Annotated in this window: 20 protein-coding genes; 2 read left to right on the top strand and 18 right to left on the bottom strand. The window is 36.8% G+C overall.

Annotation, left to right across the window (positions count from 1 at the left end; all coding sequences use genetic code 11):
* Entirely contained in the window at window positions 1-1,065 is a 1,065-nt protein-coding gene (locus LJ658_RS03340) for a hypothetical protein (protein WP_230545055.1), read from the top strand.
* On the opposite strand, the gene LJ658_RS03345 is transcribed toward LJ658_RS03340, so the two are convergent.
* The 6 genes from LJ658_RS03345 to LJ658_RS03370 are packed head-to-tail and all read right to left on the bottom strand — an operon-like array spanning window position 1,055 to window position 9,014.
* Window positions 1,055-2,740: a capsule assembly Wzi family protein gene (locus tag LJ658_RS03345; RefSeq protein WP_230545056.1), complete on the bottom strand. Its 1,686-nt coding sequence runs from the start codon at window positions 2,738-2,740 to the stop codon at window positions 1,055-1,057. The two genes, LJ658_RS03340 and LJ658_RS03345, sit on opposite strands and share 11 nt — an antisense overlap.
* Window positions 2,741-2,743: 3 nt before the next feature.
* The gene (locus tag LJ658_RS03350) at window positions 2,744-4,432 is read right to left on the bottom strand and encodes a capsule assembly Wzi family protein (protein ID WP_230545057.1); all 1,689 of its coding nucleotides are present in this window, start codon (window positions 4,430-4,432) and stop codon (window positions 2,744-2,746) included.
* 11 nt (window positions 4,433-4,443) lie between these two features.
* Complete coding sequence (locus LJ658_RS03355) at window positions 4,444-6,123, bottom strand: capsule assembly Wzi family protein (RefSeq protein ID WP_230545058.1); 1,680 nt, start codon at window positions 6,121-6,123, stop codon at window positions 4,444-4,446.
* Window positions 6,120-6,758 carry a hypothetical protein gene (locus LJ658_RS03360; protein WP_230545059.1) on the bottom strand — a complete coding sequence of 213 codons (639 nt, stop codon included), beginning with the start codon at window positions 6,756-6,758 and terminating at the stop codon, window positions 6,120-6,122. Before LJ658_RS03360 ends, LJ658_RS03355 begins: the two co-directional genes overlap by 4 nt.
* Before the next feature lie 10 nt (window positions 6,759-6,768).
* Complete coding sequence (locus tag LJ658_RS03365) at window positions 6,769-8,169, bottom strand: undecaprenyl-phosphate glucose phosphotransferase (protein WP_255670397.1); 1,401 nt, start codon at window positions 8,167-8,169, stop codon at window positions 6,769-6,771.
* Between the two features lie 44 nt (window positions 8,170-8,213).
* Complete coding sequence (locus LJ658_RS03370; protein WP_230545061.1) at window positions 8,214-9,014, bottom strand: glycosyltransferase; 801 nt, start codon at window positions 9,012-9,014, stop codon at window positions 8,214-8,216.
* Between the two features lie 338 nt (window positions 9,015-9,352).
* On the opposite strand from LJ658_RS03370, the gene LJ658_RS03375 reads away from it, so the two are divergent.
* Window positions 9,353-10,471: an acyltransferase gene (locus LJ658_RS03375; RefSeq protein WP_230545062.1), complete on the top strand. Its 1,119-nt coding sequence runs from the start codon at window positions 9,353-9,355 to the stop codon at window positions 10,469-10,471.
* A gap of 27 nt (window positions 10,472-10,498) precedes the next feature.
* Here LJ658_RS03375 and LJ658_RS03380 read toward each other — a convergent pair whose 3' ends face one another.
* The 12 genes from LJ658_RS03380 to LJ658_RS03435 form a co-directional block, all read right to left on the bottom strand.
* Entirely contained in the window at window positions 10,499-11,536 is a 1,038-nt protein-coding gene (locus LJ658_RS03380) for a glycosyltransferase family 4 protein (protein ID WP_230545063.1), read from the bottom strand.
* Window positions 11,533-12,384, bottom strand: a complete 852-nt coding sequence (locus LJ658_RS03385; RefSeq protein ID WP_230545064.1) for a hypothetical protein — start codon at window positions 12,382-12,384, stop codon at window positions 11,533-11,535. Before LJ658_RS03385 ends, LJ658_RS03380 begins: the two co-directional genes overlap by 4 nt.
* A gap of 463 nt (window positions 12,385-12,847) precedes the next feature.
* Window positions 12,848-13,642 carry an FkbM family methyltransferase gene (locus LJ658_RS03390; protein ID WP_230545065.1) on the bottom strand — a complete coding sequence of 265 codons (795 nt, stop codon included), beginning with the start codon at window positions 13,640-13,642 and terminating at the stop codon, window positions 12,848-12,850.
* Window positions 13,643-13,668: 26 nt separating this feature from the next.
* Complete coding sequence (locus tag LJ658_RS03395; protein ID WP_230545066.1) at window positions 13,669-14,151, bottom strand: CatB-related O-acetyltransferase; 483 nt, start codon at window positions 14,149-14,151, stop codon at window positions 13,669-13,671.
* Between the two features lie 68 nt (window positions 14,152-14,219).
* Window positions 14,220-15,167 carry a glycosyltransferase family 10 domain-containing protein gene (locus tag LJ658_RS03400; protein WP_230545067.1) on the bottom strand — a complete coding sequence of 316 codons (948 nt, stop codon included), beginning with the start codon at window positions 15,165-15,167 and terminating at the stop codon, window positions 14,220-14,222.
* A 32-nt stretch (window positions 15,168-15,199) separates the two neighbouring features.
* Complete coding sequence (locus LJ658_RS03405; RefSeq protein ID WP_230545068.1) at window positions 15,200-15,823, bottom strand: CatB-related O-acetyltransferase; 624 nt, start codon at window positions 15,821-15,823, stop codon at window positions 15,200-15,202.
* A gap of 64 nt (window positions 15,824-15,887) precedes the next feature.
* Window positions 15,888-17,270, bottom strand: coding sequence for a lipopolysaccharide biosynthesis protein (locus LJ658_RS03410; RefSeq protein ID WP_230545069.1), 1,383 nt, complete (start codon window positions 17,268-17,270; stop codon window positions 15,888-15,890).
* A gap of 20 nt (window positions 17,271-17,290) precedes the next feature.
* Window positions 17,291-18,169, bottom strand: coding sequence for an alpha-1,2-fucosyltransferase (locus LJ658_RS03415; protein ID WP_230545070.1), 879 nt, complete (start codon window positions 18,167-18,169; stop codon window positions 17,291-17,293).
* Window positions 18,170-18,179: 10 nt separating this feature from the next.
* On the bottom strand, window positions 18,180-19,088 hold the full coding sequence (locus LJ658_RS03420) for a glycosyltransferase (RefSeq protein WP_230545071.1): 909 nt from the start codon (window positions 19,086-19,088) through the stop codon (window positions 18,180-18,182).
* Between the two features lie 89 nt (window positions 19,089-19,177).
* Window positions 19,178-20,212 (bottom strand): lipopolysaccharide biosynthesis protein, encoded by a 1,035-nt coding sequence (locus LJ658_RS03425; RefSeq protein ID WP_230545072.1) that lies wholly within the window; start codon window positions 20,210-20,212, stop codon window positions 19,178-19,180.
* A 71-nt stretch (window positions 20,213-20,283) separates the two neighbouring features.
* Entirely contained in the window at window positions 20,284-22,773 is a 2,490-nt protein-coding gene (locus tag LJ658_RS03430; protein ID WP_230545073.1) for an SLBB domain-containing protein, read from the bottom strand.
* Window positions 22,774-22,992: 219 nt separating this feature from the next.
* Entirely contained in the window at window positions 22,993-23,925 is a 933-nt protein-coding gene (locus LJ658_RS03435; RefSeq protein WP_230545074.1) for a GDP-L-fucose synthase, read from the bottom strand.
* Between the last annotated feature and the right edge of the window lie 17 nt (window positions 23,926-23,942).

Below are 23,942 nucleotides of genomic sequence, written 5' to 3' on the forward strand. Positions count from 1 at the left end.
ATGAGCCGGGAAAATACCCAATATCCACACGAACCGGAATTTTCTATAAAAAAACTGGTAGATGATCGCTTTAGCGATGTTAAATATATATTACGGTTTAAAACGGCACTGGCACTGGTTTTGCTGGTCGGAGCGTTATTGGGTGCGCTAACTGCTTGGCTGTGGACGCCAAGTTATACAGCCAGATTAACATTTGTTGTGGACGATTCAAAGTCAAGCGGTAGTGGCGGGTTATCTGCCTTAGCCGGGCTGGCAGGAGTTGATCTTAACGGCCTGGGAGGTGGAAGCGGCGTGCTGGCTGGCGATAATGTGCAGGAACTGATAAAGAGTCGTAAACTAATTAAAGCTACGCTGGTAACAGCATATGATAGCACCCAAACCCTTGCCGACCGTTACGCGGCGGTTAATAAGCTGAGTAAAAAATGGCTTAAATACAGCCCGGATGGCAAGATTATTCGTTTTCCTTTAAACGGACTTAATAATTCCAGGTTGCAAGACAGTTTGCTTCATGAAATGTCAGAGTTAATTTTGAAAGGCGAATTTGAGATTGCCAAAACAGACAAAAAGCTTGGATTTTTTGAAGTTAACACAACTATGGACGATGAGAAACTATCTCAACTTTTTTGTATGCGAATGATTAATCAGGCAACAAACTTCTATATAAGCACAAAAACCAAACGATTAAGAGACAACATTGATCGACTGCAAAAAAGGGCCGACAGCATAGGGCTAATACTTAACCGTAAAACCTATGCGGCAGCGGCAGCTAATCAAGGCAGCCTGGATGTGAATCCGGCCTATACTGCTCCTTCCGCCAATGTCGAAGTGAGAGAAAGGGATAAAATTTTACTATCTACTGTATTTTCAGAAACCGTTAAAAATTTAGAAACCAGTAAAACAATGCTGGCACAGGAAACACCAACTGTACAGATTGTAGATGAGCCGGAATTGCCTTTGAAGAAAAACAAGCTTAAGTACTCCATAGGTATTGCTACAGGTATATTTTTAAGCGGGCTATTTTTTAGTTTTTATGTTTTGTTTAAACGTAAAGATTCTAAAATCTAAATGTTACACCTAATTCGCCATGGAAATTATATACATCGTTATGTGGTATATAGTATTGGCTACTGTTATAGTCTTTCAATATCCATTCATAATTAAAAGATTTTATATGCTGCAGCTTGGCGTTAAAAATTATGTTCTTGTAAGCCCACTCCCCTTGTAACGCCAACGCAAAATCTACCCATTTCCGGCTATTTCCATTGATATCCGGGAAATACCGCTGGTAGAAATCAACATCATGCTCATAGCGTTCTACCTGTATACCAAGTTTTTTCAAACCGCTTACCCAGCTAATGTCTAACGATTGCAAATTACCTCCTGACCCTATACCTGCGCCAATAATCTGTCCAAGATTTGTTTGGCCATCTCTAATCTCGGTATGCGTATACCATCCGCCGGCATCTCTGGCAACGCGGTCAACCGTTTGTGACATTTGGGTTACTTCCGTACCGAACAGTATATATTGATTTTCATGATTATTTATCCGGACCATTTTACGTACCCCAAAGATGTATGCTCTGGAGTGTTCAGGTGAGCCGATAAAATCCTTCAGGTTGGCAGAATTATCGTTTAAACCGTATTCAAAATACACCTCAGCCATTGCTTTAACAAATAGCCATCGTCCATACACAGATGTGTTTTGATCCCTTGGAAATGCATCACCTAAACCACCAGCTTCCGCACCGCCGCTTGTAGACTGTTTGGAGTAGGGTATAAAAAATGGCACATAACCACTAAGGCCATGAACGTCCTGGTGATATGAGTTAAAGGTGCGCGTTAACCCCAGAGTAAGCCCGTTTATCCATTTTGGATGATAATTAAAATTAAAGCCGGTGTAATATCTCCACCCTATGCGTTTGGGTACATATAAATTTGTTCCGTCTGCATCCCTGGTAACATTCAGTGGCGGCAAACCAGATGCGTCTAATTTTGCTGCTATTATCTGACCCTCAAAATAACCTAAGAAAGTTTTTATGGGCTTAACGGTATTCAGAGTCAAATGTTTAAAACCTGGCGCATTGTTACTTAAAATCAATGCGTTTCTGATTCCGGGCCCCCACCAGATACTTTCGTTTGATAAACCCATTGATATCGCACCAAACGTCAAGCTTATGTTACTTTGCCCTAAAAACGCTTTTTTGTAGGCGCCATTTCCATAGACTTCAGGCTGATCAATATTATTATGATAACCATAATAATTTCGTAAATCATCGCCAGAATGGCCATCCGCAAAGTTGGTAAAATCAGTGTTTATGGCGTAAACAAATTCAGGTCTGAATTGAACGCCTAACGGGCCGTATTTGAAAAAAAAGCCACCGCTTACCATAGTTTGATATCCCCTGGCGGGTATCATAGCCTCGTCATTCCATCCATAAGGATGGTTGGAATTAAATTGCTGCTGCCAGTTTAAAGGCAATATTGCAAAAAGGCCATTTTTAGCAAATTGAATGCTGTGATCTTTTGTAGTATCATCAGGATGATATATATTTTTTACGCCTAATAAAGTTGGCCTTATACTAAACGAAATACTTGAATCTAACTTTCCAAGCAACTGCTCACGCCTATAATAATCATCAAGCACAGATGTACCCACCGGCAATGTTTGCGCGCTTACATGGACATTTATCGCCACACAAGTAAGGCAAAGACCTATTGATGCAAGTATTTTTTTTATCATCAATTAAAACCTGTAAGTAATACCTAATTCGCCGTGAAAATTATAAACATCATTATGAGGGATATAATACTGACCAGGATTATAATCTTTTAATATCCACTGATAATTTAGTGATTTTATTTGCTGAAGTTTTGCGTTAAACAAAAAGTGCTTGTAATTCCATTCGCCATGAACTGAAAGGGCAAAGTCAACCCAATTTCTGCTATTACCGTTTATCGGGGAATAAGCTATTTGATAAAAGTCAACATCGTGTTCAAACCTATCGAAACCTATACCTATTTTTTTTAATCCATCAACCCAACTAACGTCAAATGATTGCAGATTGCCACCGGGCCCTGTACCGGCACCTAACACTTGCCCATCATTTGTATGCCCGTGTAGCAGCTGGTAATTTAAATACCATTGCCCCACTTCTCTGATGGAGTTTTCTGTATGCTGAGACGTTTGCGTAATCTCAGCTCCTATTAGTATGTGCTGATTTTTATATTCGTTAACGGGTAGCAATTTACGAAACCCAAATATGTATGCTCTTGAATGCTCTGGCGACTGAATAAAATCACTTAAATTATATAAATTGTCTTCCCAGCCGTACTCAAAATAAACTTCTGCTTGGGCCTTCTTCATTAACCACCTGGCATACAAAGACGTTATTTGGTCGCGCGGGAAAAGATCGCCTACACCCTGATTAACGTTTTGCTTGGTGTATGATGTAAAAAACGGAACATACGCATTAAAGCCCCCGGTTTTTACGTCGGCATAATACGCGTTAAATGTTCTTATAATACCAAGTGTCAAACCGTTAATATATTTAGGATTATAATTTAAGTTAAACCCGGTAAAATACCGCCAATCTTTTCTTTTTTCGATATATAATTTTCTTCCGTCTGCTAAAGCAGTTGTAGGTAATGAGGGATAACCTGAATCTTCAAGCCGCCCGGCAATTACCTGGCCTTCAAAATTACCAATTGCCGTTTTTATTGGTGCGACGGTATTGATGGTTAGGTGCTTAAACCCTGCAGCATTATTGGTAAGAACCAGCGCGTTATTGATGCCCGGGCCCCACCATAGATTTTCGTTGGAGAAACCCAGGGAAATTTTACCGAAAGTTAACCTGATACTACTTTGGCCCAAAAAGGCCTTTTTATAAGGGCCATTTCCATATTTTTCAGGCAGATCTATCGAGTTGTGAAAAGAATAATAAACAATTAAATCCTGATCAGGATGACCAGAATCAAATCCATTAAAATTATTATTAGCGGCATAGACAAATTCAGGTTTAAATTGAATGCTAAAAACACCGTATTTCAAGTAAAAGCCGCTGCTAACAAGTGTTTGGTATCCTTTGGCAGGTATCATTGCCCCGTCATTCCAACCGTAAGGGTGGTCTGAATTAAATTGTTGCTGCCAACTAAAAGGTAATATTTGAAAAAAACCCTTTTTATTTCCAAAATAGATGGCACTATTTGTATAAGAGCTGTCTGGATTAAGTATATTTTGGGTATTTAATTGCTCTTTAGAGAGAAGAGGCCTAATCGCAAAAGATAAATTTGAATCTACTTTACCAAGTAACTGTTCGCGTCTGTAATAATCCTCCAGTACAGGCGTACCCACCGGGATTGATTGCGCATATAGCTTTCGTGTACCTAATATTATCAAACAAAACATCATCAACACAAAAAACACCTTCTTCATATTCGTTAATGTTAAAATCTGTATGTAATGCCTGTTTGTATTTGCAAGTTAAATTTATTAATCTGGTGCTGAAATGCAATGTCGTTTCCAGGCTGCGACAGTCCCCATTGATAATCTAATGAGTTGGTAAACTGAAGTTGGGCATTAAAAATGAGATTTTTATAATTCCACTCTCCGTCAAACCCCATGCTGAGGTCTACCCAGTGCCTTGTATAATCTTGACTATCGTGAAAAGCATAATAGTAAAAATCATTATCATGAACATATCTTTCAAGCTGCAAACCGAGTTTTTTCAATCCTTTTACCCAACTAACCTCTAACGATTGCAAGTTACCACCCGGGCCTACACCGGCGCCAATTTCCTGCCCCTGATTGGTATAGCCCTGCCTGATGCCCTGACTAACGTACCACTCCTGGCCCTGTATGTCTTTAGCTATACTTGTTCCCTGTAGTTGGGTAACCTCAACATTAATTAGAATATTTTCGTCAAGGCGATGTTTGAAAGGTAAAAGTTTACGTATGCCAAAAATGTAAGCACGCGCGTTATTTGGATTTAGTAACTCCTGGGTGAAATTTTGTGAGTTGTTGTATTTGCCGTATTCAAAATAAATTTCAGCATGTTCTTGCGGCCAAAGCCAACGCATAAACATTGCGCTTAACTGATCTTTACTATTTATCGGGCTATCAGCAGAGTTGTTATTTTTTATTGTTGAAAAGAATGGCAGGTAGTCTTTAATTCCATTTAAATTCTTGCCATACATTTGCTGGGTTTGATCAAGCCCTAAAAACAAACCCGGTACCCATTTTGGCTGCCATGTTACAATAAATCCTGATAAATATCGCCAGTTATTAGGTTTGGGCACATATAAATTTGTACCAAAATAACTTTTGTCGGGCACTAACGGGGCGAAGTTAGAATTACGTAAACTTCCGCCGATGATTGCTCCTTCAAATGAACCAACCGGCGTTATTATCGGTTTTGTGGTATTTAAAGTAAGGTGAGTAAACCCAGGTGCGGTATTACTCATTAATAATGAGTTTCTTATACCCGGCCCCCACCATAAGTTTTCGGTTGAGACTCCTGCCGAAATTGACTTGTAATTTAAACGGATACTACTTTGCCCCCAGTAAGCTCTGGCATATGGGCTTGATCCAAACCTGGCCGGTAGGTCAACATTGTTATATATGTCATAATATCTGGCATATATAACGTCGTAATGATTCTTATCAAAGGTGTCAAACTCGGCGTTTTCTGCTCCAATAAATTCTGGCGCAAGTTGTATAGCTAACGGGCCGTATTGAACAAAAACACCACCACTAACTACCGCCTGAAAGCCTTTTGCAGGTATCATTGGCCCATCATTCCATCCTGAAGGATGGCTGGAATTAGCTTTAGTTTGAAAGCTAAAAGGCAGAAGAATTGTTTTGAGTTTACCATTTTTACTTACCCAGGTGCTGTTGGTGTCTAAATTGCGCTCTGTACTGTCTGGAAAAAAGATATTTTTACTTAAATACCCGGGATAAAGCGGACGAATAGTAAAAGAGACATTAGTATCTGCCCTGCCTTGTAATTGTGCACGTCTGAAATAATCTTCCAGCGATTTAGTGCCTACAGGTAAAGACTGTGAATAAAGAGATGATTTCGCAAAAATCAGAAAAGCGCAAACCAGGGATAGCTTTATGATTTTCATAGTGTTATTGTTGTTACGGTAATGTTATCAACTGACCAACTTTCATCGCATTTAGGATTAGCAGCATTACGTTGTATTAATTTATCTAAACACTGTAGTTGCAGGGTGCTACTTTTATGATTTAAGGTTTTGCTGATTTTATACTGACTTGTAATTTTCGGACCAACGGTATCACATGCAGAAGGCAAATCTGTTCTGTAAGCGCCTGTTTTAGGATTGTTGTAGTTATTTGGGTAGTTAAACGGATAAGACTGGGGTGATGTAAAATTACCCGCTATGAAGGCATCATTTGAGAAAGTAGTATTTATAAACACGTTGCCGTCAACAACCATCTGCCAAATGTCTGGTCCATCAGGCTCTTTTTTGTTGCCATCCCAACTATCATGGATATAAAGATCAAATGAGATAGTTACCAAATCATGTTTGGGGAGATTGTTTAATACCAGGCTAAAGTTACCGTTGTTATAACGGCCCAACACGTTAGTACTGTTAAACTTTTCAATAACCCCATTAGTGATACCTTGTAAATCATTTTTTTCAAAATCATTACTATAAACAACGGCCTCATTTTTTACCTGATTTTTACAAGAAATGGCAAAAAAGAGAACGGCAATTAATAATGCACATTTTTTCATTGTCGATTTTTTAATAGGCATTCTCTTCACCTTTTACAGCGTTCCATACCGTTAAGAATATAATCTTCAGATCAAGCAAGAATGACCAATTTTCTAAATACCACACATCTGCCTCAACCCTCTCCAACATTGCTTCTGTTGTTTTTGTTTCGCCCCTAAGGCCATTTACCTGCGCGTAACCGGTTATGCCTGGTTTAAGAAAATGCCTGACCATAAATTTGTCAATAAGTTGGGCATATTGTTTTGTATGACTTATCATATGTGGCCGGGGCCCGACCACAGACATGTTGCCTATTAGAACATTAAAAAACTGAGGCAATTCATCTAAACTTGATCGTCTTAAAAAAGATCCTAATTTTGTGATCCTGCTATCATTTTTAGTTGCTTGCCTTTTATTTGATTCGGCATTGATTTTCATGCTTCGGAACTTGTAACACTTAAACGGCTTATTGTCCCGTCCAGACCGTATCTGCACAAAAAAAATCGGGCCTTTTGATCCTAATTTTATTAATACAGCCAAAATTGGAAACAGCCAACTAAAAACAAAACAAATAATAAATAAAGAAAACAGAATGTCAAAAGCACGCTTTAAAAATCTGCTAAGCATATTCTCAAGCGGCTCTGCACGTACCGAAATTACCGGTATATGTCCAAAGTTCTCTACATACGTTGGCCTTTTAGCAAAATCATAATACTCTGGCACAAATTTAAATCTTATAAGATTCTTATCCGCTTCGATCATCAATTGTTCTACTTTGGCCGATTCTGAATTAGGTAATGTACAAAATATCTCGTCGACGTTATTTGATATTACATACCGGATACACTCGCTAACCTTACCTGCATATAAATCTTTATTCTTTATATGCCTGGGATCATCATCAAAAAAACCCATCAATTTATAACCGAGTTCAGGGTTACTTTCAAAAAAACGGTATAAGTCCTGACCAATGCGGCCGCCTCCTACAATCACAAATGTTCTGTTATTAATTAAAGCAGTCCGTTCGCTTTTCCGAACGCTTAGGAAAATAAGTTTCCATAAGCTTAATAAGATACCAAATAAAATTAGTGAATAAATTAAGTATTCTCTGGTCACAAAGTAAGATTGCCGACCTATCAGAATGATTACCGTAAAACTTATTAAACTAAGAAATAGTAGGTATGTTTTTATTACTCCCCTGTAAGTTTTTATTGAGTCTTTTATCAAAACATGCTCATACAATCCGGTAATGTTTGCTGACAGCAACCAGACTAAATTGAATATCAGCACAACTGGTAAATAATGATTGTTCGTCCAAAATAAAAGGGTGTTATCGGCAAAAAAATAGGCCAATATCATACTTAGATTAAGAATGATAAAATCAACGGTGAGATTAATCGCCTTGACAAATGTCGTGTACCGATGAACCATTAGACTATTAAAAGCCAGTTAAATTTTTCACACATGAATTAAACTTACAATGCTTTATTTATCTTGACGCGTTTTGCATCATTAAACCACCCCCACTTATTGAAGTAATAGGCTGCACTTTGGATATGATATAACATGAGTTTTGAAAACTTATATGACCCCCTGGCTAAACCGTGCGCAATTTTTATCTCTGGTAAATAAAGCGTTTTTGATTTTTCATGAATACGCCTGGTTAAATCAATATCCTCGACATACATAAAGAAGTTTTCATCAAATCCGGCTATTTCCTTAAGTATGCTCATACGTATAAACATAAAACATCCTGGCAGGTTAGGAATGTTCATTGGCTTTGAATAATCTCTATTAGCCAGTAAATATTCGTCCAGTTGTTTTTTAAATATGGGTTTTACAAACGATGGTATAAACCTACGTGCAAACAAATCAAAAGGTGTTGGCAGCTTCCTGCAGAAAAACTGCATTTCGCCATTTGGCAAAACAATTTGCGGGCTTATCATACCTACGTCCGGATGTTTGCTCATAAATTGATGGGCTTTTACCAGGATGTTATGGTCAAACTCTATATCGGCATTCACTATGAGATGATACTTGGCGTTTGATTTATTTATAGCAATGTTATGACCAGCACCATAACCTATGTTTTTGCCATTAAAGATATATATTGTGTTTTCAAAAACTAACGAAACCTCTCTTAAAGCATCGGTCTGTGAATTGTCTATTAAAAAAATATCTATAGACAGCTCTGACCTTATAAAACTTTTTAATAAATTGTATAGTTCCTGTTTGTCAGTATGGTATAATACAACTGAAACCGAAAGATCAGCCATTTTTATTAAAATATTATTACATGTTAAAGGATATAGCTTTAATATATATCCTGTTTTTTTTTAATTTCCGTTAACCAATCAACAACGGTAAATGATTTAAAGCTGGTTAACCTTCTGTTATGAATTAAGCACTCAAAAGTAACCCATTTATATCTATCGAAAGCATTTTTTTTAAATTTTTACCCATTAAAGTTTAAAAGTAGTTTTAGTTAATGAATTGGGCATATAACACCTAATTTTTGCAAAATGTTTTACTTGCTTTTATAAAGTTATCTTAGCAGATTTTATACTATACCCATATTGCCCGCTGATTGTATTATATTTACGCCATATTTTTTATGGGTATTTTAAGATTATTACTTGCAATTTCAGTTGTTTTAGGACACCTCGACTCCAGATTCAGATTAATTAGCCCCCCGCTGGCTGTACAATCATTTTATATAATTTCCGGCTTCTATATGTCGCTGATTTTAAACGAAAAATATATTAATGCCAACAATTCATATAAGTTGTTTATCACTAATCGTTTATTAAAATTATATCCTATTTACTATGTGGTGCTGTTTTTAATAATTATTGTAAGCTGCTTCTATATTTTTTTTAGCGGACATGCTGACGGCTCTACAAGTTTAGCTTATTATATAAAATACTACAACACCATGGGGTTAGGGAGTCTGATTTTTCTCTTTTTCACGAATATTTTCATTTTCTTTCAAGACGCTGTAATGTTCCTGGGTTTAAATACCAAGAACGGCCACTTGTTTTTTACTACGGATTTTAAACTTACCAAACCAGGCTTATATAATTTTTTGTTCATACCACAGGCATGGTCTATTAGTTTGGAATTAATGTTCTATTTGATTGCCCCCTTTATAGTTCGACGGAATATAAAGGTTATAGCTGCACTTATTCTGGTTTCCTTGTCAGTTAGGGTATTCTTAGTGCTACACGGCCTAAAAGAAGATCCATGGAATTATAGATTTTTCCCTAATGAGCTGGTGTTTTTTTTATTGGGCAATGTGGCTTATAAAGTTTACACCAAAATCAAAAACATGCCCATTAATAAATGGATACCTATTTCATTTTTTTTGATAATAGTTTTGTTCACCTTGATTTATGCCTTAATTCCAGGCCACATTAAGCACTATTTTTACACCTTGCTGTTTTTTAGTTTTTTACCCTTTATATTCCTGGCCACAAAAAAATGGAAAACAGACAGTTACATCGGCGAACTTTCATACCCGATATATATTTGCCATTTATTTATCGCGGCAATAATATCTCATGTTTTTGTAGGATACGATAAGGAAATTTTAAACATCTTTATCATTATTGCTATTTTAATATTCTCATATGTGTTAAACGAGTTAATAGTCAAAAAAATAGAGCGTTTTAGACAGAACAGAGTAAAAACACCAAAAGATGGCAAACTTTATAAAGCTATTGTTACAAAATAGCTAATGACATTGAAAGGGAAACCGCAACTATAACTCTGAATAAAGTTTTAAGTAATGGTCTGCCATTATTTTGGCCGTGAAAGAGGCCACAAATTTCTGATGTATTTTTTGGGCTAAGTTTCGGCTGTTCTCTACAGCTGAATTCATAGCGTGGGCTAGTGAGTTGATGTTTTCTAATTCAAATTTTACTACTTCGTCTGTAAACAGTTCTTTATAAACCGGAATATCACTACACACTACGGGGATACTTTGAGATGCCGCTTCCAAAACACATAGCCCGAAGCCTTCAGTTCGGGATGACATGGCGTAAACATCACATAAGGCCAAATAAGGTCTTGGATTTTCTTTGTATCCCAAAAAAATAATGCGCTGCAATACGTTTAAACTTGTAGCCAACTGTACCAGGTTGTCTTTTTCAACCCCATCCCCAATAAGCAGCAACGAATAATTATTTTGAACTGCAAGCATTCTTACCACCTGATCAATCCCTTTTAAATAAACTAACCTGGCCGATATGCCAATAAGTTTAGTAGTCTTTTTAATTTCAGTTATCTGCTCAAGTTCCTGATGAGGAATTTCAATGCTCTCTGCCGTGTCAGGAATACCATTGTAAACGTAGCGAAGCCTGGTAGATTTTAATTTGGGGGCATAATAACTTTCCATATCCTTAGTTAACGTCACAACCATATCTGCCCTGCTTACGGCCTTAAGCCAAACATATTCCAGCACTGAGGCCGTGATGATATTATAATCTAATGAATAGTTAGGTTTAATTTTTTGATGCAACGTTGTTATCCATTTGGCTCTGTTTTTTAAATGCCAGGCTACATAAACATCGGCCAAAAAACCATGAGAGTGCACCACGTCAAAATCAGAAAAATTTATTGAAGTGGCGAAGGAACTGATCTTAGTTGTTTTAACACCAAAATTTATACGCTTTATCGAATCTTTTAAATAAAACACCTCTATGTCATGACTGCCTAAAGGCAGGTTGTTAATGATATCTCTGGCTATAATAAACGGACCTAAATGATCTGTCGTAGTTAATAAAAATCCTACTTTCATGCAACGTGGGGTGTGGAAGTATAAGTGTCCTTACTCGATATTAAGAACAAAATTAGAAAAACCGGGACTACAGCACTTTGTATGATATGGCCACTCAACGATGCCAATATCAGCATCATAATAAAAACAGGTATCCTGTCATTAGTTTTCTCAAATTTAAAAAATAGTTGAGCATATATAATTAAGTATAAAATGCTGCCTATACCGAAAAAGAAATATAAATCAAGCATATCTGTTTCGGTGTAAAGTTGAGGCTGTCCCAATATATAGCTAGGTAGAAACCAATTGTTGCTGATATATTCAAAAAATAATGCTACCCTGTAAGATCGCCCTCCGGTTATAACAAACATAATAGAATCGTTTTGAGCAACTGTGCTCAAAAAAGCTGTTATAAGATAAAAATATCTTGTTAATAAGAGAATTATAGATACGGACAATACCGGTAAAAAGAACAAGAAGAAAAACTTTCTGAAATATTTGTAAAAATAATAGGCGGTTAATAACAAAATAGCCAACACCGATGCCTTTGTACCAGTAAGTACGGCGGCAACTATTATCAGTAACAAAACAAAAATTTTCCCGTTTCTTTTATATAACAACACTTCGCGATAGAAGTGTGCGATCCCTAAAAAATACACACCTGTAACCTCGTTTATCCCAATTAACAGGCCCTTGTAGCCAAACCTGAGCTCAACATCGGTAAATTTGTTACCAGGATTATATGACGAAAATAAGGATATTTTAAAAACAGCCCCTACTATAACGCAAACGCTATTAACAATCATAAAATACTCGAAAAGTTTTTTTACGTTAATAGCAAATACCCGGTCATCAGCGTATAAATACATTATTAAGCTTAAAACGAAAAAGAATATGTAACGGCTAAACACCGTAACCGAGCCTATAAATGTATATATACCTTCTAAGCTGTCATCTTTTAATGGCTTCGCGAGCAATAATGTAGGAAAATTAAAAAAAAGAGTTACGTTTAACAGCCAGATTATCAATAAAATCATGCTTACCGCCACAGGTATTATGAAGCCGGTTTTAATAAATTTAAGACAATAAAATAAAAGATATATCTGGATAGGGATTTTGATTAATATACCAAAGTTCCAATAACGCCAGTCAAGGCTAGAACCTAGCGATGTTAATACATCGCCAATAATAATTACGGCTAATAATATAAAAGCAATTCTTGAATTCATTAATTCAACTATTAATTGATAATGCTGTTATATTTAAATACGCCGATAAACTTTTACTGTCAGCAGTGTTGCTAGATGTCATTTACTGAAGCCCGATTCAAAATTACTTAAAAAACGGGTATTGGATATCTACCCGCTCTTTAACATTTATTGTATTTAAAATTTTAGTTTCGCTAATTATTTCGTCGTAAAAGAGCTTTTTATTAACTAAAGTCATTTCGCATAACCAGGGGAAACTAAAATCTTTAAACTGCGTGTAACCGTAATTGTTAGCATGTAAATGGAATATATAATACTGATTTAATATTTTTCGTAAAATGTTAAGCCGTTTCCAGAAATGGTATGGAAAAAAAAGCCAGTGATATATAGAAGTCAGTTCCATCATGTGGAACTCAATTACTATCACCGGGATATCATACTTTATAAGGTTCAGCTTATTAAATATCCCCCACTCCCAACCCTCAATATCCATTTTAACTATGATTTGTTTTTCGATACTGTTTTCTTTAATAATTGTATCAAAAGACACCATGTTTTTCTTTTTCGAATCTTTACCGGCTACGCCTTTACTTTGAAAAATGATTTTGTCATTATGTCCCGGCAATTCTGCAATTGACGGATCAAATGCATACACAGTTGTTTTAGGGTAAAGCTTAATAAAGTCCTCTTCAAAGCTAATGTCATCGGCAACACCAAGCCCCATTAATACGTTGTCTTGATTAATAATATTTTTTGGTAATATATAAGTACCGTCACCTTCACGGCCTAACTTGATTTTTTCAATCTTAAATAAATTGGGTACAAATAATTCTGTTATCTTTCTGTAATGTGTAGGAAAAAACGTCCTATGAAAAAAATATAATACTGATTGAAGATTTCTTCTTATGACCTCTTTCATAACTCAAATTTACTATACATACAGTTTCAGTTTTCTATATCAAATTCAGCTTTAAGCTTTGCAACTCTGTTTTTTGCCTCGTCTATTTCATAATCCCACCAATTACTATCTTCAATAGCTGCTATCTGTGCTGGTGTAAATCTATATTTAATAACCTTTGCGGGGGTACCTACGGCTACCGCAAAAGGCGGTACATCTGAGTTAACAAATGAATTTGCCCCTATAATGGCGCCATTGCCAATTTTAACCCCACGTCGGACGATGCTGTCCACCCCAATCCAAACGTCGTTCCCTATCACACAGCTTTTCGACGTTAATATATCGTAAGAATTATTATAAAACAAACTGCTTGTTGAAATATCGTTAACTACATGTTCGCCCAAACCAATCGAAACGTTACACGCAATAGAAGTATATCTGCCTATATTAGCTTTTGTAACAAATGAATTATAGCCAATATAGGAATATTCGCCAATTGTTGAATCATTACTTACTATAGCGCCTTTCATTATTGTAATGTTTGACGGCGGGACAAAGAGTGCTTTTAGTGATCTTAATTTGTTGAACAGCCAGCCTATCATCTTATGAAATTTTGTTTAACAATGCGGGATATATATTTTTTAAAAGACCATTGTGGTGAAATAGTTACAGCTTTTTTAGCAGCATTGCCGTCCATCTGTTTCATATATGAAACTAATAGCGGAAATAAATTGTAGTTATTTAGCACTTTTGCCCTACCATCGCAAATATATTTCAACCTGTCTGCATAAAAATTTTCATCGTTAAGTACAGTTTCTATACTTTTAAGTGATTCATCAAAATTATTAATATTTATTGGGGTGAAAGATTTTTCAGAGAAGTATTTAGCGGCATTAGGGCAGCCGTAATAAAGGGGATAGGTATATGCTAAGTGACAATCAAAAAACTTTTCAGACAGATAATCTTTATAACTACTGTTCTCCATTGTTATTGAATATTTATATGGAGCCAATGTATCCCATTTATCTTCAAAATCTTTTAGCCCGCGCCCAAACAAATCTATTTCATCTTTAAAGTAATCTTTTAGTCTGAGCGAAAAATCTAACCGTCTTTTATGACCGTCAGTTTGTATTTTGTTGGATGTAATTATTGAAATTTTTCGACTCTTTTGCAAGGGTGCCAAGCTTTGCAGTTCATCATAGCTTTTGTTTACAAACCAGGGATGACCCTCTAAGTTATAACTAATATTTGGGTGCACAATTTCTCTCTGGCAAGAAATAATCAAAGCAAATTGTTTTAAAAATCTGCTGCTAAATCTTTCTACTGAAAAAGGTTCGGCGGGGATGAAAATGATGTTCTCAGGTGGGCAAAGGCAGGTCTGTTTCTGAAGATTATAGTTAGAATAGAATATCCAAAAATCGCACTCTGTGATATCGTCATCGATAAAAAAAAAGTAATCACCCCACTGGCCCGTCCAATTGGGGGTTTGCCGCATTAAAGGCCATTCTTTAAAAGGGAAGCTTATTTTAACACTATATCGCCTCATAGTTAAATCTGATTAGGGGGTGTACGCAATGTTTACAGGTGTGACGAGAATTGTTGCATAAAAAGCTTAATATCATGAAATAGCATGTAGTTTTCTTTAAGCCATGATAATTCTTTATCCCACCATTTGAATTTTAGCAGGAATTCAATTTCTTCCTCCTTAAATCTATACCTGAGAATTTTGGCAGGATTACCAACCACAATAGCATATGCCGGAACATTCCTGGTTACAATAGCTCCTGCACCTATAATAGCTCCGTCGCCTATTGTAATATCATCCATAATAATTGCATTAGCCCCTATCCAAACATCATTTCCTATGGTGCTCTGTCCCATTTCTCTAAATTGGCTTGTAGTTGTAAAAGAAATGCCAGCCTGTTTATGTGGCGAAAAAAACGCCGGATGAGTACTCACAAATACTGATGACGGATGCATACCCAAGCTAATAGCTACGCCCTGCCCTATAGAACAAAACTTACCTATTGTTGTGTTCATGACAGTAACGCCTGTTGCCAGGTAGCTAAAGTCGCCAATCTGCGTTTTATACAAATAACAATTTTTCCCGATAGAGGCTAACGGTGATATACCGTTTAATAAACGCCTGGCTATAGCGTCAGGAATTAGTAGTTTGAAGAAATTAATTATTTTTCTTTTCATTATAATTAAGCCAGATGGCGGCGTGCTGTATCCTATAATGTCAACTCCTATCTTTTTGTTTGCTTTATTTATGCCACAAACCAGTGCTCGCGTTGTTTATTATTTTCCTGCATTGTATAAACGCTAACACAGAGGATATCACCAAACAAAAAGTTGTAGAAATTGGCACCCCTATTAAACCCCAATTTAATGTACGGGAAAAAAAAATAGCCAGAGGTATGTTAAACAACGCCAAAACTACCGTAATATAGGCTTGCAGCTTAATTTTACCTATACCATTAATAAATGTAGCCATTATTGTAGCAAAAATACTGACATAGCTATAAATTAGCATAGTTAGGCTTACGGATTGTGGGACAATTACTGTAGTACCAATCCACAGCCTATAAAATAAATTTGAACACCAAAATATAATAAGGCCAACTACTATAGTAAGCCCCCACAAACCAATCATTTTTTTATGTGTCTTATCTATCCAGGCTAAATCTGCGGAGTAATAAGCTTTAGTTATCATCGGCCATAAAGGTGTCAACAAAAGCCCCCACCCCATGGTGAGCACTGAAAAATATTTTAGAGCTAAGTTATAGATTGTTACCTGTTGGGGCCCCAATAGAGCGGATATAATAAAATTATCTGTCATATACATAACCAAACCCGCTATTTGAATCAGGAAATACATGCCGCCAACTCCAACAACTTCTCTTGTCAATTTTCGATCAAAATTTTTCACTGATGGCATCAGCGACTTAAAGCTCCTTAAAAACAAGTAAATGTTTACTATCAGCAATACCAATAACTGAGATAAAGTAAACATGATGGCTACCGTTACTATTGAAGGCTTAAGAAATAACCGGGCTCCGTAAATAGCTAAAAATCCAACTAACTGCGAAATAAAAGTTATGATATCTACCTTGTAAGATTGCTGGTTGGCGTGTAACAAATTATTAATTAATTTCAAAAACAAGCTGGCCATTGTAAACACCAACATGATAAAAGTTGCTGTTGCCACCGAGGTAACCAATTGTTTAGGGATATTAAAAATTAACTGCCAGGGCACAATCGGATTTACCAGCAAACAAAATATACATACACTGCTGCAAATAAGCGCCATGGTTATGTAAGTAGTACTAACGTGGCTTTTGGCAAGGTCAGTTTCTTTTGTAGCGGCAAACTGAATAAGCCTATTTTTCAATCCGTTACCCAAGCCCAGATCAAATAACGTAAACCAGCTTGTGAAAGTTAAAATGGTTATCCAAACCCCGTAAATAGACCCGTCTAAATAGTTTAATAATAGGGGCACAGAAAGAAAAGAAATCGCTATAGTACCTATTTTTATTATTACTGAATAAGTTACATTTTTTAATACAGTACGGGTTTTTGCTTCAAAATTTCTTTTGACCAAGTTTCTGGATTTGATAAATAAGCTGGTCTTTTTTAAAGGATACATTTAAAATATGCTAATTTAAATTATATAGTGATCCAACTTTTAGGAAGTAAATTTTCTGAAGACTTTTTTTCATTTTTAAACCAAATTTTAGGCGATATAACAATTTTATTTAAATGATTATTCAACCATGCGCCCCACCAGCTAAAAGTGCTATTGGCAATAATATTATGCTTGCATTTGCTCATCAGGCGTAAATCTTCATATGCTGTATCTCCGTCATTTTCATCAACAAAAACCAGCTTAAAACTACTGTGCAAATTAGCTTTGACCCAGGTCATATCATCAGAAAAAACAAAAAACACCGGATCTTCCACCCGCTTTGCAATGTATTTTATAGCAGCTTCATAATAATCCAAAGAACAGGTATGATAAATTTGTTGTGCCGACGGATTGTTTATATAATCACCCCGTCGAATGTGAAGTGATACTGAATTTGAATTATTTATCAGTTTTATAAATTTCAAATTGCCCTCGCTTGGCGCCGTTATAATCTCAAATTCCGATCGTATCAAGTCTTCAATATCACTGAAATATTTTTCTGATTGCCAATAACCATTTAAATATAAGTCAGTCACATCAGAAAAAACTCCAAAGTCAAGCATTGACTTTTGTTCAGAGTAATATTTTATTTTCTTCTGACTAATAAGCCCTTTAAACAACAAAGAAAACTTAAAAATTATTTTATTGAATACTGAACTAGCACTCTCTATTTGCTCTTTAGTAGCGCTGTTCAATTTGACATTAAAATGCATAAGACCGTTTTTACGAAGTTCATAATTGTTATTAAGATCTTCTACGTCATGATAAACTCTTGTATTTGCTTTAGCTTCAATAGCTTTACTAAACGCATATTGAAATAGTTGGTTACCTAGCCCACCAATAATTTTTACAATTATCATACCTACCAGTTTAGCGTTTAAAAACAGATTTTAATAAGGCTTTAGAAAGCAATATGCTTGTCAAAAATCTATCTAACAGATAGCGGTCAAATTTTATAGATTTAACTAAATATAATAAAGAAAGCTTGTAAGCCCCCTCTTTTAAGTACACGATACCGAAATACCGGTAATAGTTAGCTAATGCTAAACGGTATGATTTAGTTTCAATTGTTTCAACCTTGTATTTGGCAATGAGTTTTCTGTAAGCGTTTTTGTACTTGTTTATTTTGTTTGTTATGCCTCCTGAACCTAACCTGTAGCTGGCTAAATCTTCATTAATATACCCAAATTCCTCTCCCAGCTTCGCTATTCTTATCCACAAATCCTGGTCTTCCATTGTCCATAAATTAATATCAAAACCGCCAACTTTTTGAATTAATTCCTTATCTGCCATCACAGTTAAAACACCAACAGAGTTTTTACAATATATAGAAGGTATAAGGTTACCGGATTTTTTATAGTTGAATTCTACAATTCTTTTTAATGGCCGTTTCACAACACCCCCGGCGTTAAATAAATCAAAACCGGTATGACTGATTTTTATAGTTGGTTGCTTTAAATGGAAGTTAACCTGTTTGTTTAATTTTTCAGGGGCCCAGGTGTCGTCAGAATCCAGGAAAGCGACAAAATCTCCGGTGGCTTTATTAATTCCCTGATTTCTGGCGTTTGGCAAACCTCCATTTTTTTTTAAATCCACTACCACTATTCGGTTGTCAGCTTGGGCATATTTGGTAGCCAGGCCAACGGTATTGTCTGACGATCCGTCGTTAATGATTATAAGTTCCCAATTTCTATATGTCTGGGCCAATACAGATTCTACAGAAGCTGATATAGTTGCAGCAGCGTTAAAAGCCGGCATTATGATTGAAACAAGCTGCATGAATTGATTTATTTTTTTCGATTTATAAAAGCTACAGATAATTCGTGATCAACGTCCCGGTGTGTAAGCAGTTAATAGATACGCAATCTCTAGTTTGAGATAAATTTGTAGAAAGGCTTTATAGACAATAATATTATCATTAATACCAAGGCCATTAATCCGCCCAAAATCAAGCACTTTACCTTACTGGTTTTTTCTTTCTCCAGCGGCAAAATGGGTTGATCAATTATTTGAATAAGCGGAGTTTCTTGCAGCAAAGACATTTTGCTCATGGCTAATTGTTTAACCAACTCGCTTAATATAGCTGTATTTGCCTGCACATCTACAGCGTGCTTTTGCGACGGTACGCGTAACGTTTGCATGGCTGGATTGGCGTTGGGAGTAGCATCTATCGAGCTTGCCACCCCACTTATACTTGAATTTAACGCTTGTCTTATCGAGTCGGTTTGCCTTTGCAAAATTTTAACGTTCTGACTCCCTTTTTTTGTTTTTGTCTGGATATAAAAATCAGACACAGTTTTGGCAAGTACCTCTGTAAAAAGCTTTGCAAACAGCTCATTAGTAGCCGTTACTTTTATGGAAATAATGCTTAACTTTTTGTCAAGTTTTTCGACAGCTATGTTATTTTTTATAAGCGACTTATGAAAAATGCCCAACAAGCTGTCTTGCGTCAAGTTAAATTTAGATCTGTCTGCCCCGGCCAAAAAATGAACATTAGCAAGCTTAGGCTGGTTTTGCCACTTTTCTCTAAAATTATTAAACTCTATATAAAAATCAGCCAAAGTTTCCTTTTTACCCCTTATTTCAACCGGGTTAAGCAATGTTTTTTCGATCATAGAACGCGACTTCATTAATTCCAGAAGATTATCGCCTGAAAACTCACCACCAACGCTGCCACCGGCACCTCCTACATCAATTCCAAACTGACTGGCTAAACCTAATGCACTACTAAGTCCACCTCCTGATTTTTCGTCTTGCAAGGCAAAGCTTAGTTCTGCGGTATATAAAGGTTTCTGAAGTAAGGCGTAAGCAACGCCTATAGCACCACCTATAGCCGATGCAATAATTAGGGTTATCCACTTAGACCGAAGATAATTACCCCATTTCCGTATTACCAAAATCACGTCTTTTAGCGATAATTCGCCGCTGCCTGTCATTTCGTTGTTTTTCTGTGTCATCAATATACTCTCAACCTTTACTTTCTCAAGCTTAAAATACCCAATATAATAGCACCTAATGACGCCAGGCCAGTTGTATAGCCCAATATTAATTGCCCGGTATCGCCGCGGCCAGGCAATTTTTTAGGTACAAAAATTTCACTGCCAGGTTTAACCTTAGGATGAATATTGAAGAAAAGAAATTTGTTGGTCCCTTTAACAGTTCCATTAGTATATACCACATACGCCGCTCTCTTCAAAGCGCTGGGCGAGAATCCGCCGGCGTTTAGAACGTATCCCTTAAATGTTTTTCCACTACTATAAACAACGGCACTTGGATATAGCACTTCGCCGTTTACCCTTACCGTTTGTTGTTCTTTAGGGATTCTTAAAACATCGCCATTCTCAAGGATTAAATCGTCACCTTCTCCGGGATGAGCTAATATTTTTTTCAGATCAATACCAACGTAGTTATTTCTAAATTGCGACGTATCCACGGAACTGCTTAAAGTATCTTTAAAACTACGTTGTAGTCTTCTAATCCTTTCTGCCCGCTCTTTGCTTAAGGTTATTGTATCAACTTTAGTTTTATCAACACCTAGTACAGCGGCATTATCCCTTTTTAAGCTGCCACCTTCTATATCTGCAGATCTTGTTAAGCCGCCGGCGCGCTTAACAAGATCCGATACCTTCTCGTTCTTTTTCTCAATAGTATAATATCCGGGGAAAATAACCTCACCTTCAACCTTTACTACTTTTTGAGTCTCATATCCCGGTAACGTATAAACCGACACAATATCAAACGGTTTTAAAGAAAAGTTGATGTCTTCAAACTTCAGATTGGCATCAACATTAACGCTATATACCTGGGCTACTCTGCTGTTTTTTTGACTAGGATCGCTATCAAACACTCTCCGTGACACCTCAATACGCCTGGCACTTGCGCCTTCTGCGAAACCGCCCGCCTTAAGAATCAGGTCAGCTACCTTCATGCTGTCAGCATATGCAAAATCACCAGCTCTTCTAACCTGCCCCTTTATAGTCACTTTATACCTGTCATGCAAATCAAAAACAGACGTTATAGAAATACTATCTTCTCGTTGCAGTACAATATCGGCCGATGGGTTTGACATCACGTCCTGAACGTTAAAAGAAAGTTGTTGAATAGTATTGTCGGCATTAAGTCTGATGATACTTCCCCGGCCTGTAAAGGCGTCTTCTCTTAACCCTCCTGCATTTTTAATTAATTTAGATACGCTAAGTCCGTCTTGTAATTCAAATTCGCCAGGCCTGAACACAGCCCCGTCTATTATAACTCTGTTTTCGTATCTGTCTAATATTTTCGACACCGTATATTTATCGCCACGCAGTGGTGTATAGTTTTTATAGTCGTTTTCGCCAATATCTTTAAATCGATGTTGTTGGCCATTAACCTGATCAACCTTTATACGCTCTGTATAGGCCTGATCTGTAAACCCGCCGCTATAATCCAGTATATCTTGCAATTTTTCGCCGGGAAGTGTTTCAAAAATGGCAGGTACTTTAACCTCTCCCTTCAATTCCACGTGGATACCATAAGGTGGTACATGTATTATATCCTGATCACGTAATACAATGTTACTTTTTCTGCTCCCGTTTACGATAAAGTCATACAGATCAAGTTTACTTACCACTTTATTATTCCTGATGATCTCAATTTTACGAAACGACCCTATATCATTGGGCCCTCCAGCTGCAAACAATGCATCAAACGCTGTCGACAGCGACGATAATGAATATGTTCCGGGCTTCATCAGTTCGCCTTGTAAAATAACATTAATTGTACGGATATCGCCTAACGAAACCTGTACAGAAGTGCCCCTGTCAACCGCATAGTTATTGGCGGCCAATTTACTTTTTATAGCAACAGTAGCCTGCTCAATAGTTTTGCCTGCCACATTTAATATGCCTACGCCGGGTATGTTGATATTACCTTCCGGGGTCACGGTTAATTGCCAGTTAGCTACAGAATTTCCGTAAACGTTAATGTGTAACTTATCATCGGGGCCAACAATGTAATTTACCGGCGTGGCTAGTTTTAAATTTGGCTGGAAGGTGTTGGCCTTACTATTTCTAAAAAGGCTGGCGCCAAATATTCTTGATCTGTCGCTAAACAACCCGGTAGTATTTCCCTGCGAATCCTGGTTATTATTGTCTCCATTGCTTAATTTCCGAGAAGACTGCGTATTACCTGTCGTATCAACAGCACTAACACTCCCATCTTTCCTGCGAATATCTGCCAACCTTGATTGTAAACGCTGAGCTTGGCTGGCTGGCAAACCTCTGCTTTGCGCCATTTGCATTAACTGACTGTCATTTAATCCCTGCGATTGTGCGTTTTGTAATACCGCTTTCAATTGAGCATCAGAATAGTCATCAACGTTAAAGCTTGACATATTTTGAGGTAATGATTGAGCAAAGACAGATGAAGATAATATCAGGCTAAAAACAACAACCAGTATAGATAAGTAAATTCTAAATTTATTCATTATTTTATGATAATCGCAGTAGCTTTTAAATCCCAAAAACTGCAATTTTTATTCTGATAAAGTTGCCACAATAATACGGAAATTTAATTATTTAGCGGCTATAATATCACCCATAAGCTTCCAGACCATCCGTGGTTGCCTACACTCATTAACTAATCCGTTGATAACGGCAAGTGTATAACAATGGAATTAACTTTAGGTTTTTTTAAACTAAAGTAATCAGGCAATGTGCTTTTCCAGGAAATCACGGTAGGCCAATTTAATGCCTTCTTCTAATTCAATGGTATGTGTCCAACCTTTGCTATGTAATTTACTAACGTCCATTAATTTTCTAGGCGTGCCATCAGGCTTCGTCGCATCAAATTTTATTTCGCCGGTATAGCCTATAATATTTTTTACCAGTAGGGCCAGGTCTTTAATAGACAGATCCTCACCCGTACCTATATTGACTAAGCCCGGCTCGTCATAATTTTGCATTAAGTAGTAACATGCTGAAGCAAGGTCATCGGCAAATAAAAATTCGCGTTTGGGCGTGCCGGTGCCCCATATAGTAACGTCAGGCACATTTTGCGTCTTTGCCTCATGGAACCTTCTGATCAGGGCAGGTAATACATGCGAGTTTTGCGGATGATAATTGTCATTGTAACCATAAAGGTTAGTAGGCATTACCGATATATAGTTACAGCCATACTGCGCCCGATAAGCGTCGCACATTTTAATGCCTGCTATCTTAGCTATAGCGTACGGCTCATTGGTTTCTTCAAGTGGTCCCATAAGCAAATAATCTTCCTTAAGGGGCTGCGGCGCCATTTTGGGATATATGCAGCTTGAGCCTAAAAACATTAGTTTGGTTACACCATTTAGGTATGACGAATGAATAACATTATTTTGAATCTGCAAATTATCATATAAAAACTCCGCCCTGTAAGTATTGTTAGCGATTATTCCACCAACCTTTGCAGCTGCCAAAAACACATAGTCAGGTTTCTCACCTGCAAAAAAATCAGCAACTTGTTGTTGATTCCGCAAATCAAGTTCTGCTGACACCCGGGTAATGATATTTGTAAACCCCTCTTTTTCCAGTTTACGATAAATGGCCGAACCAACCATACCCCTATGACCTGCAATATATATTTTGGAATTTTTTTCCATTATTGATTTATTGAAAT

Source organism: Mucilaginibacter sp. UR6-11, assembly GCF_020880695.1.
In the GTDB taxonomy this organism is placed as follows: domain Bacteria; phylum Bacteroidota; class Bacteroidia; order Sphingobacteriales; family Sphingobacteriaceae; genus Mucilaginibacter.

Bases quoted from the DNA above. Each gene is read 5' to 3' on its own strand.
- LJ658_RS03370 (WP_230545061.1), bottom strand. From the start codon at position 9,014: ATGGCTGATCTTTCGGTTTCAGTTGTATTATACCATACTGACAAACAG.
- LJ658_RS03415 (WP_230545070.1), bottom strand. From the start codon at position 18,169: ATGATAATTGTAAAAATTATTGGTGGGCTAGGTAACCAACTATTTCAA.
- LJ658_RS03395 (WP_230545066.1), bottom strand. From the start codon at position 14,151: ATGAAAGGCGCTATAGTAAGTAATGATTCAACAATTGGCGAATATTCC.
- LJ658_RS03355 (WP_230545058.1), bottom strand. From the start codon at position 6,123: ATGAAAATCATAAAGCTATCCCTGGTTTGCGCTTTTCTGATTTTTGCG.
- LJ658_RS03405 (WP_230545068.1), bottom strand. From the start codon at position 15,823: ATGAAAAGAAAAATAATTAATTTCTTCAAACTACTAATTCCTGACGCT.
- LJ658_RS03375 (WP_230545062.1), top strand. From the start codon at position 9,353: ATGGGTATTTTAAGATTATTACTTGCAATTTCAGTTGTTTTAGGACAC.
- LJ658_RS03435 (WP_230545074.1), bottom strand. From the start codon at position 23,925: ATGGAAAAAAATTCCAAAATATATATTGCAGGTCATAGGGGTATGGTT.
- LJ658_RS03420 (WP_230545071.1), bottom strand. From the start codon at position 19,088: ATGCAGCTTGTTTCAATCATAATGCCGGCTTTTAACGCTGCTGCAACT.
- LJ658_RS03340 (WP_230545055.1), top strand. From the start codon at position 1: ATGAGCCGGGAAAATACCCAATATCCACACGAACCGGAATTTTCTATA.
- LJ658_RS03410 (WP_230545069.1), bottom strand. From the start codon at position 17,270: ATGTATCCTTTAAAAAAGACCAGCTTATTTATCAAATCCAGAAACTTG.
- LJ658_RS03345 (WP_230545056.1), bottom strand. From the start codon at position 2,740: ATGATAAAAAAAATACTTGCATCAATAGGTCTTTGCCTTACTTGTGTG.
- LJ658_RS03390 (WP_230545065.1), bottom strand. From the start codon at position 13,642: ATGAAAGAGGTCATAAGAAGAAATCTTCAATCAGTATTATATTTTTTT.
- LJ658_RS03365 (WP_255670397.1), bottom strand. From the start codon at position 8,169: ATGGTTCATCGGTACACGACATTTGTCAAGGCGATTAATCTCACCGTT.
- LJ658_RS03385 (WP_230545064.1), bottom strand. From the start codon at position 12,384: ATGTATTTATACGCTGATGACCGGGTATTTGCTATTAACGTAAAAAAA.
- LJ658_RS03400 (WP_230545067.1), bottom strand. From the start codon at position 15,167: ATGAGGCGATATAGTGTTAAAATAAGCTTCCCTTTTAAAGAATGGCCT.
- LJ658_RS03430 (WP_230545073.1), bottom strand. From the start codon at position 22,773: ATGAATAAATTTAGAATTTACTTATCTATACTGGTTGTTGTTTTTAGC.
- LJ658_RS03350 (WP_230545057.1), bottom strand. From the start codon at position 4,432: ATGAAGAAGGTGTTTTTTGTGTTGATGATGTTTTGTTTGATAATATTA.
- LJ658_RS03360 (WP_230545059.1), bottom strand. From the start codon at position 6,758: ATGAAAAAATGTGCATTATTAATTGCCGTTCTCTTTTTTGCCATTTCT.
- LJ658_RS03380 (WP_230545063.1), bottom strand. From the start codon at position 11,536: ATGAAAGTAGGATTTTTATTAACTACGACAGATCATTTAGGTCCGTTT.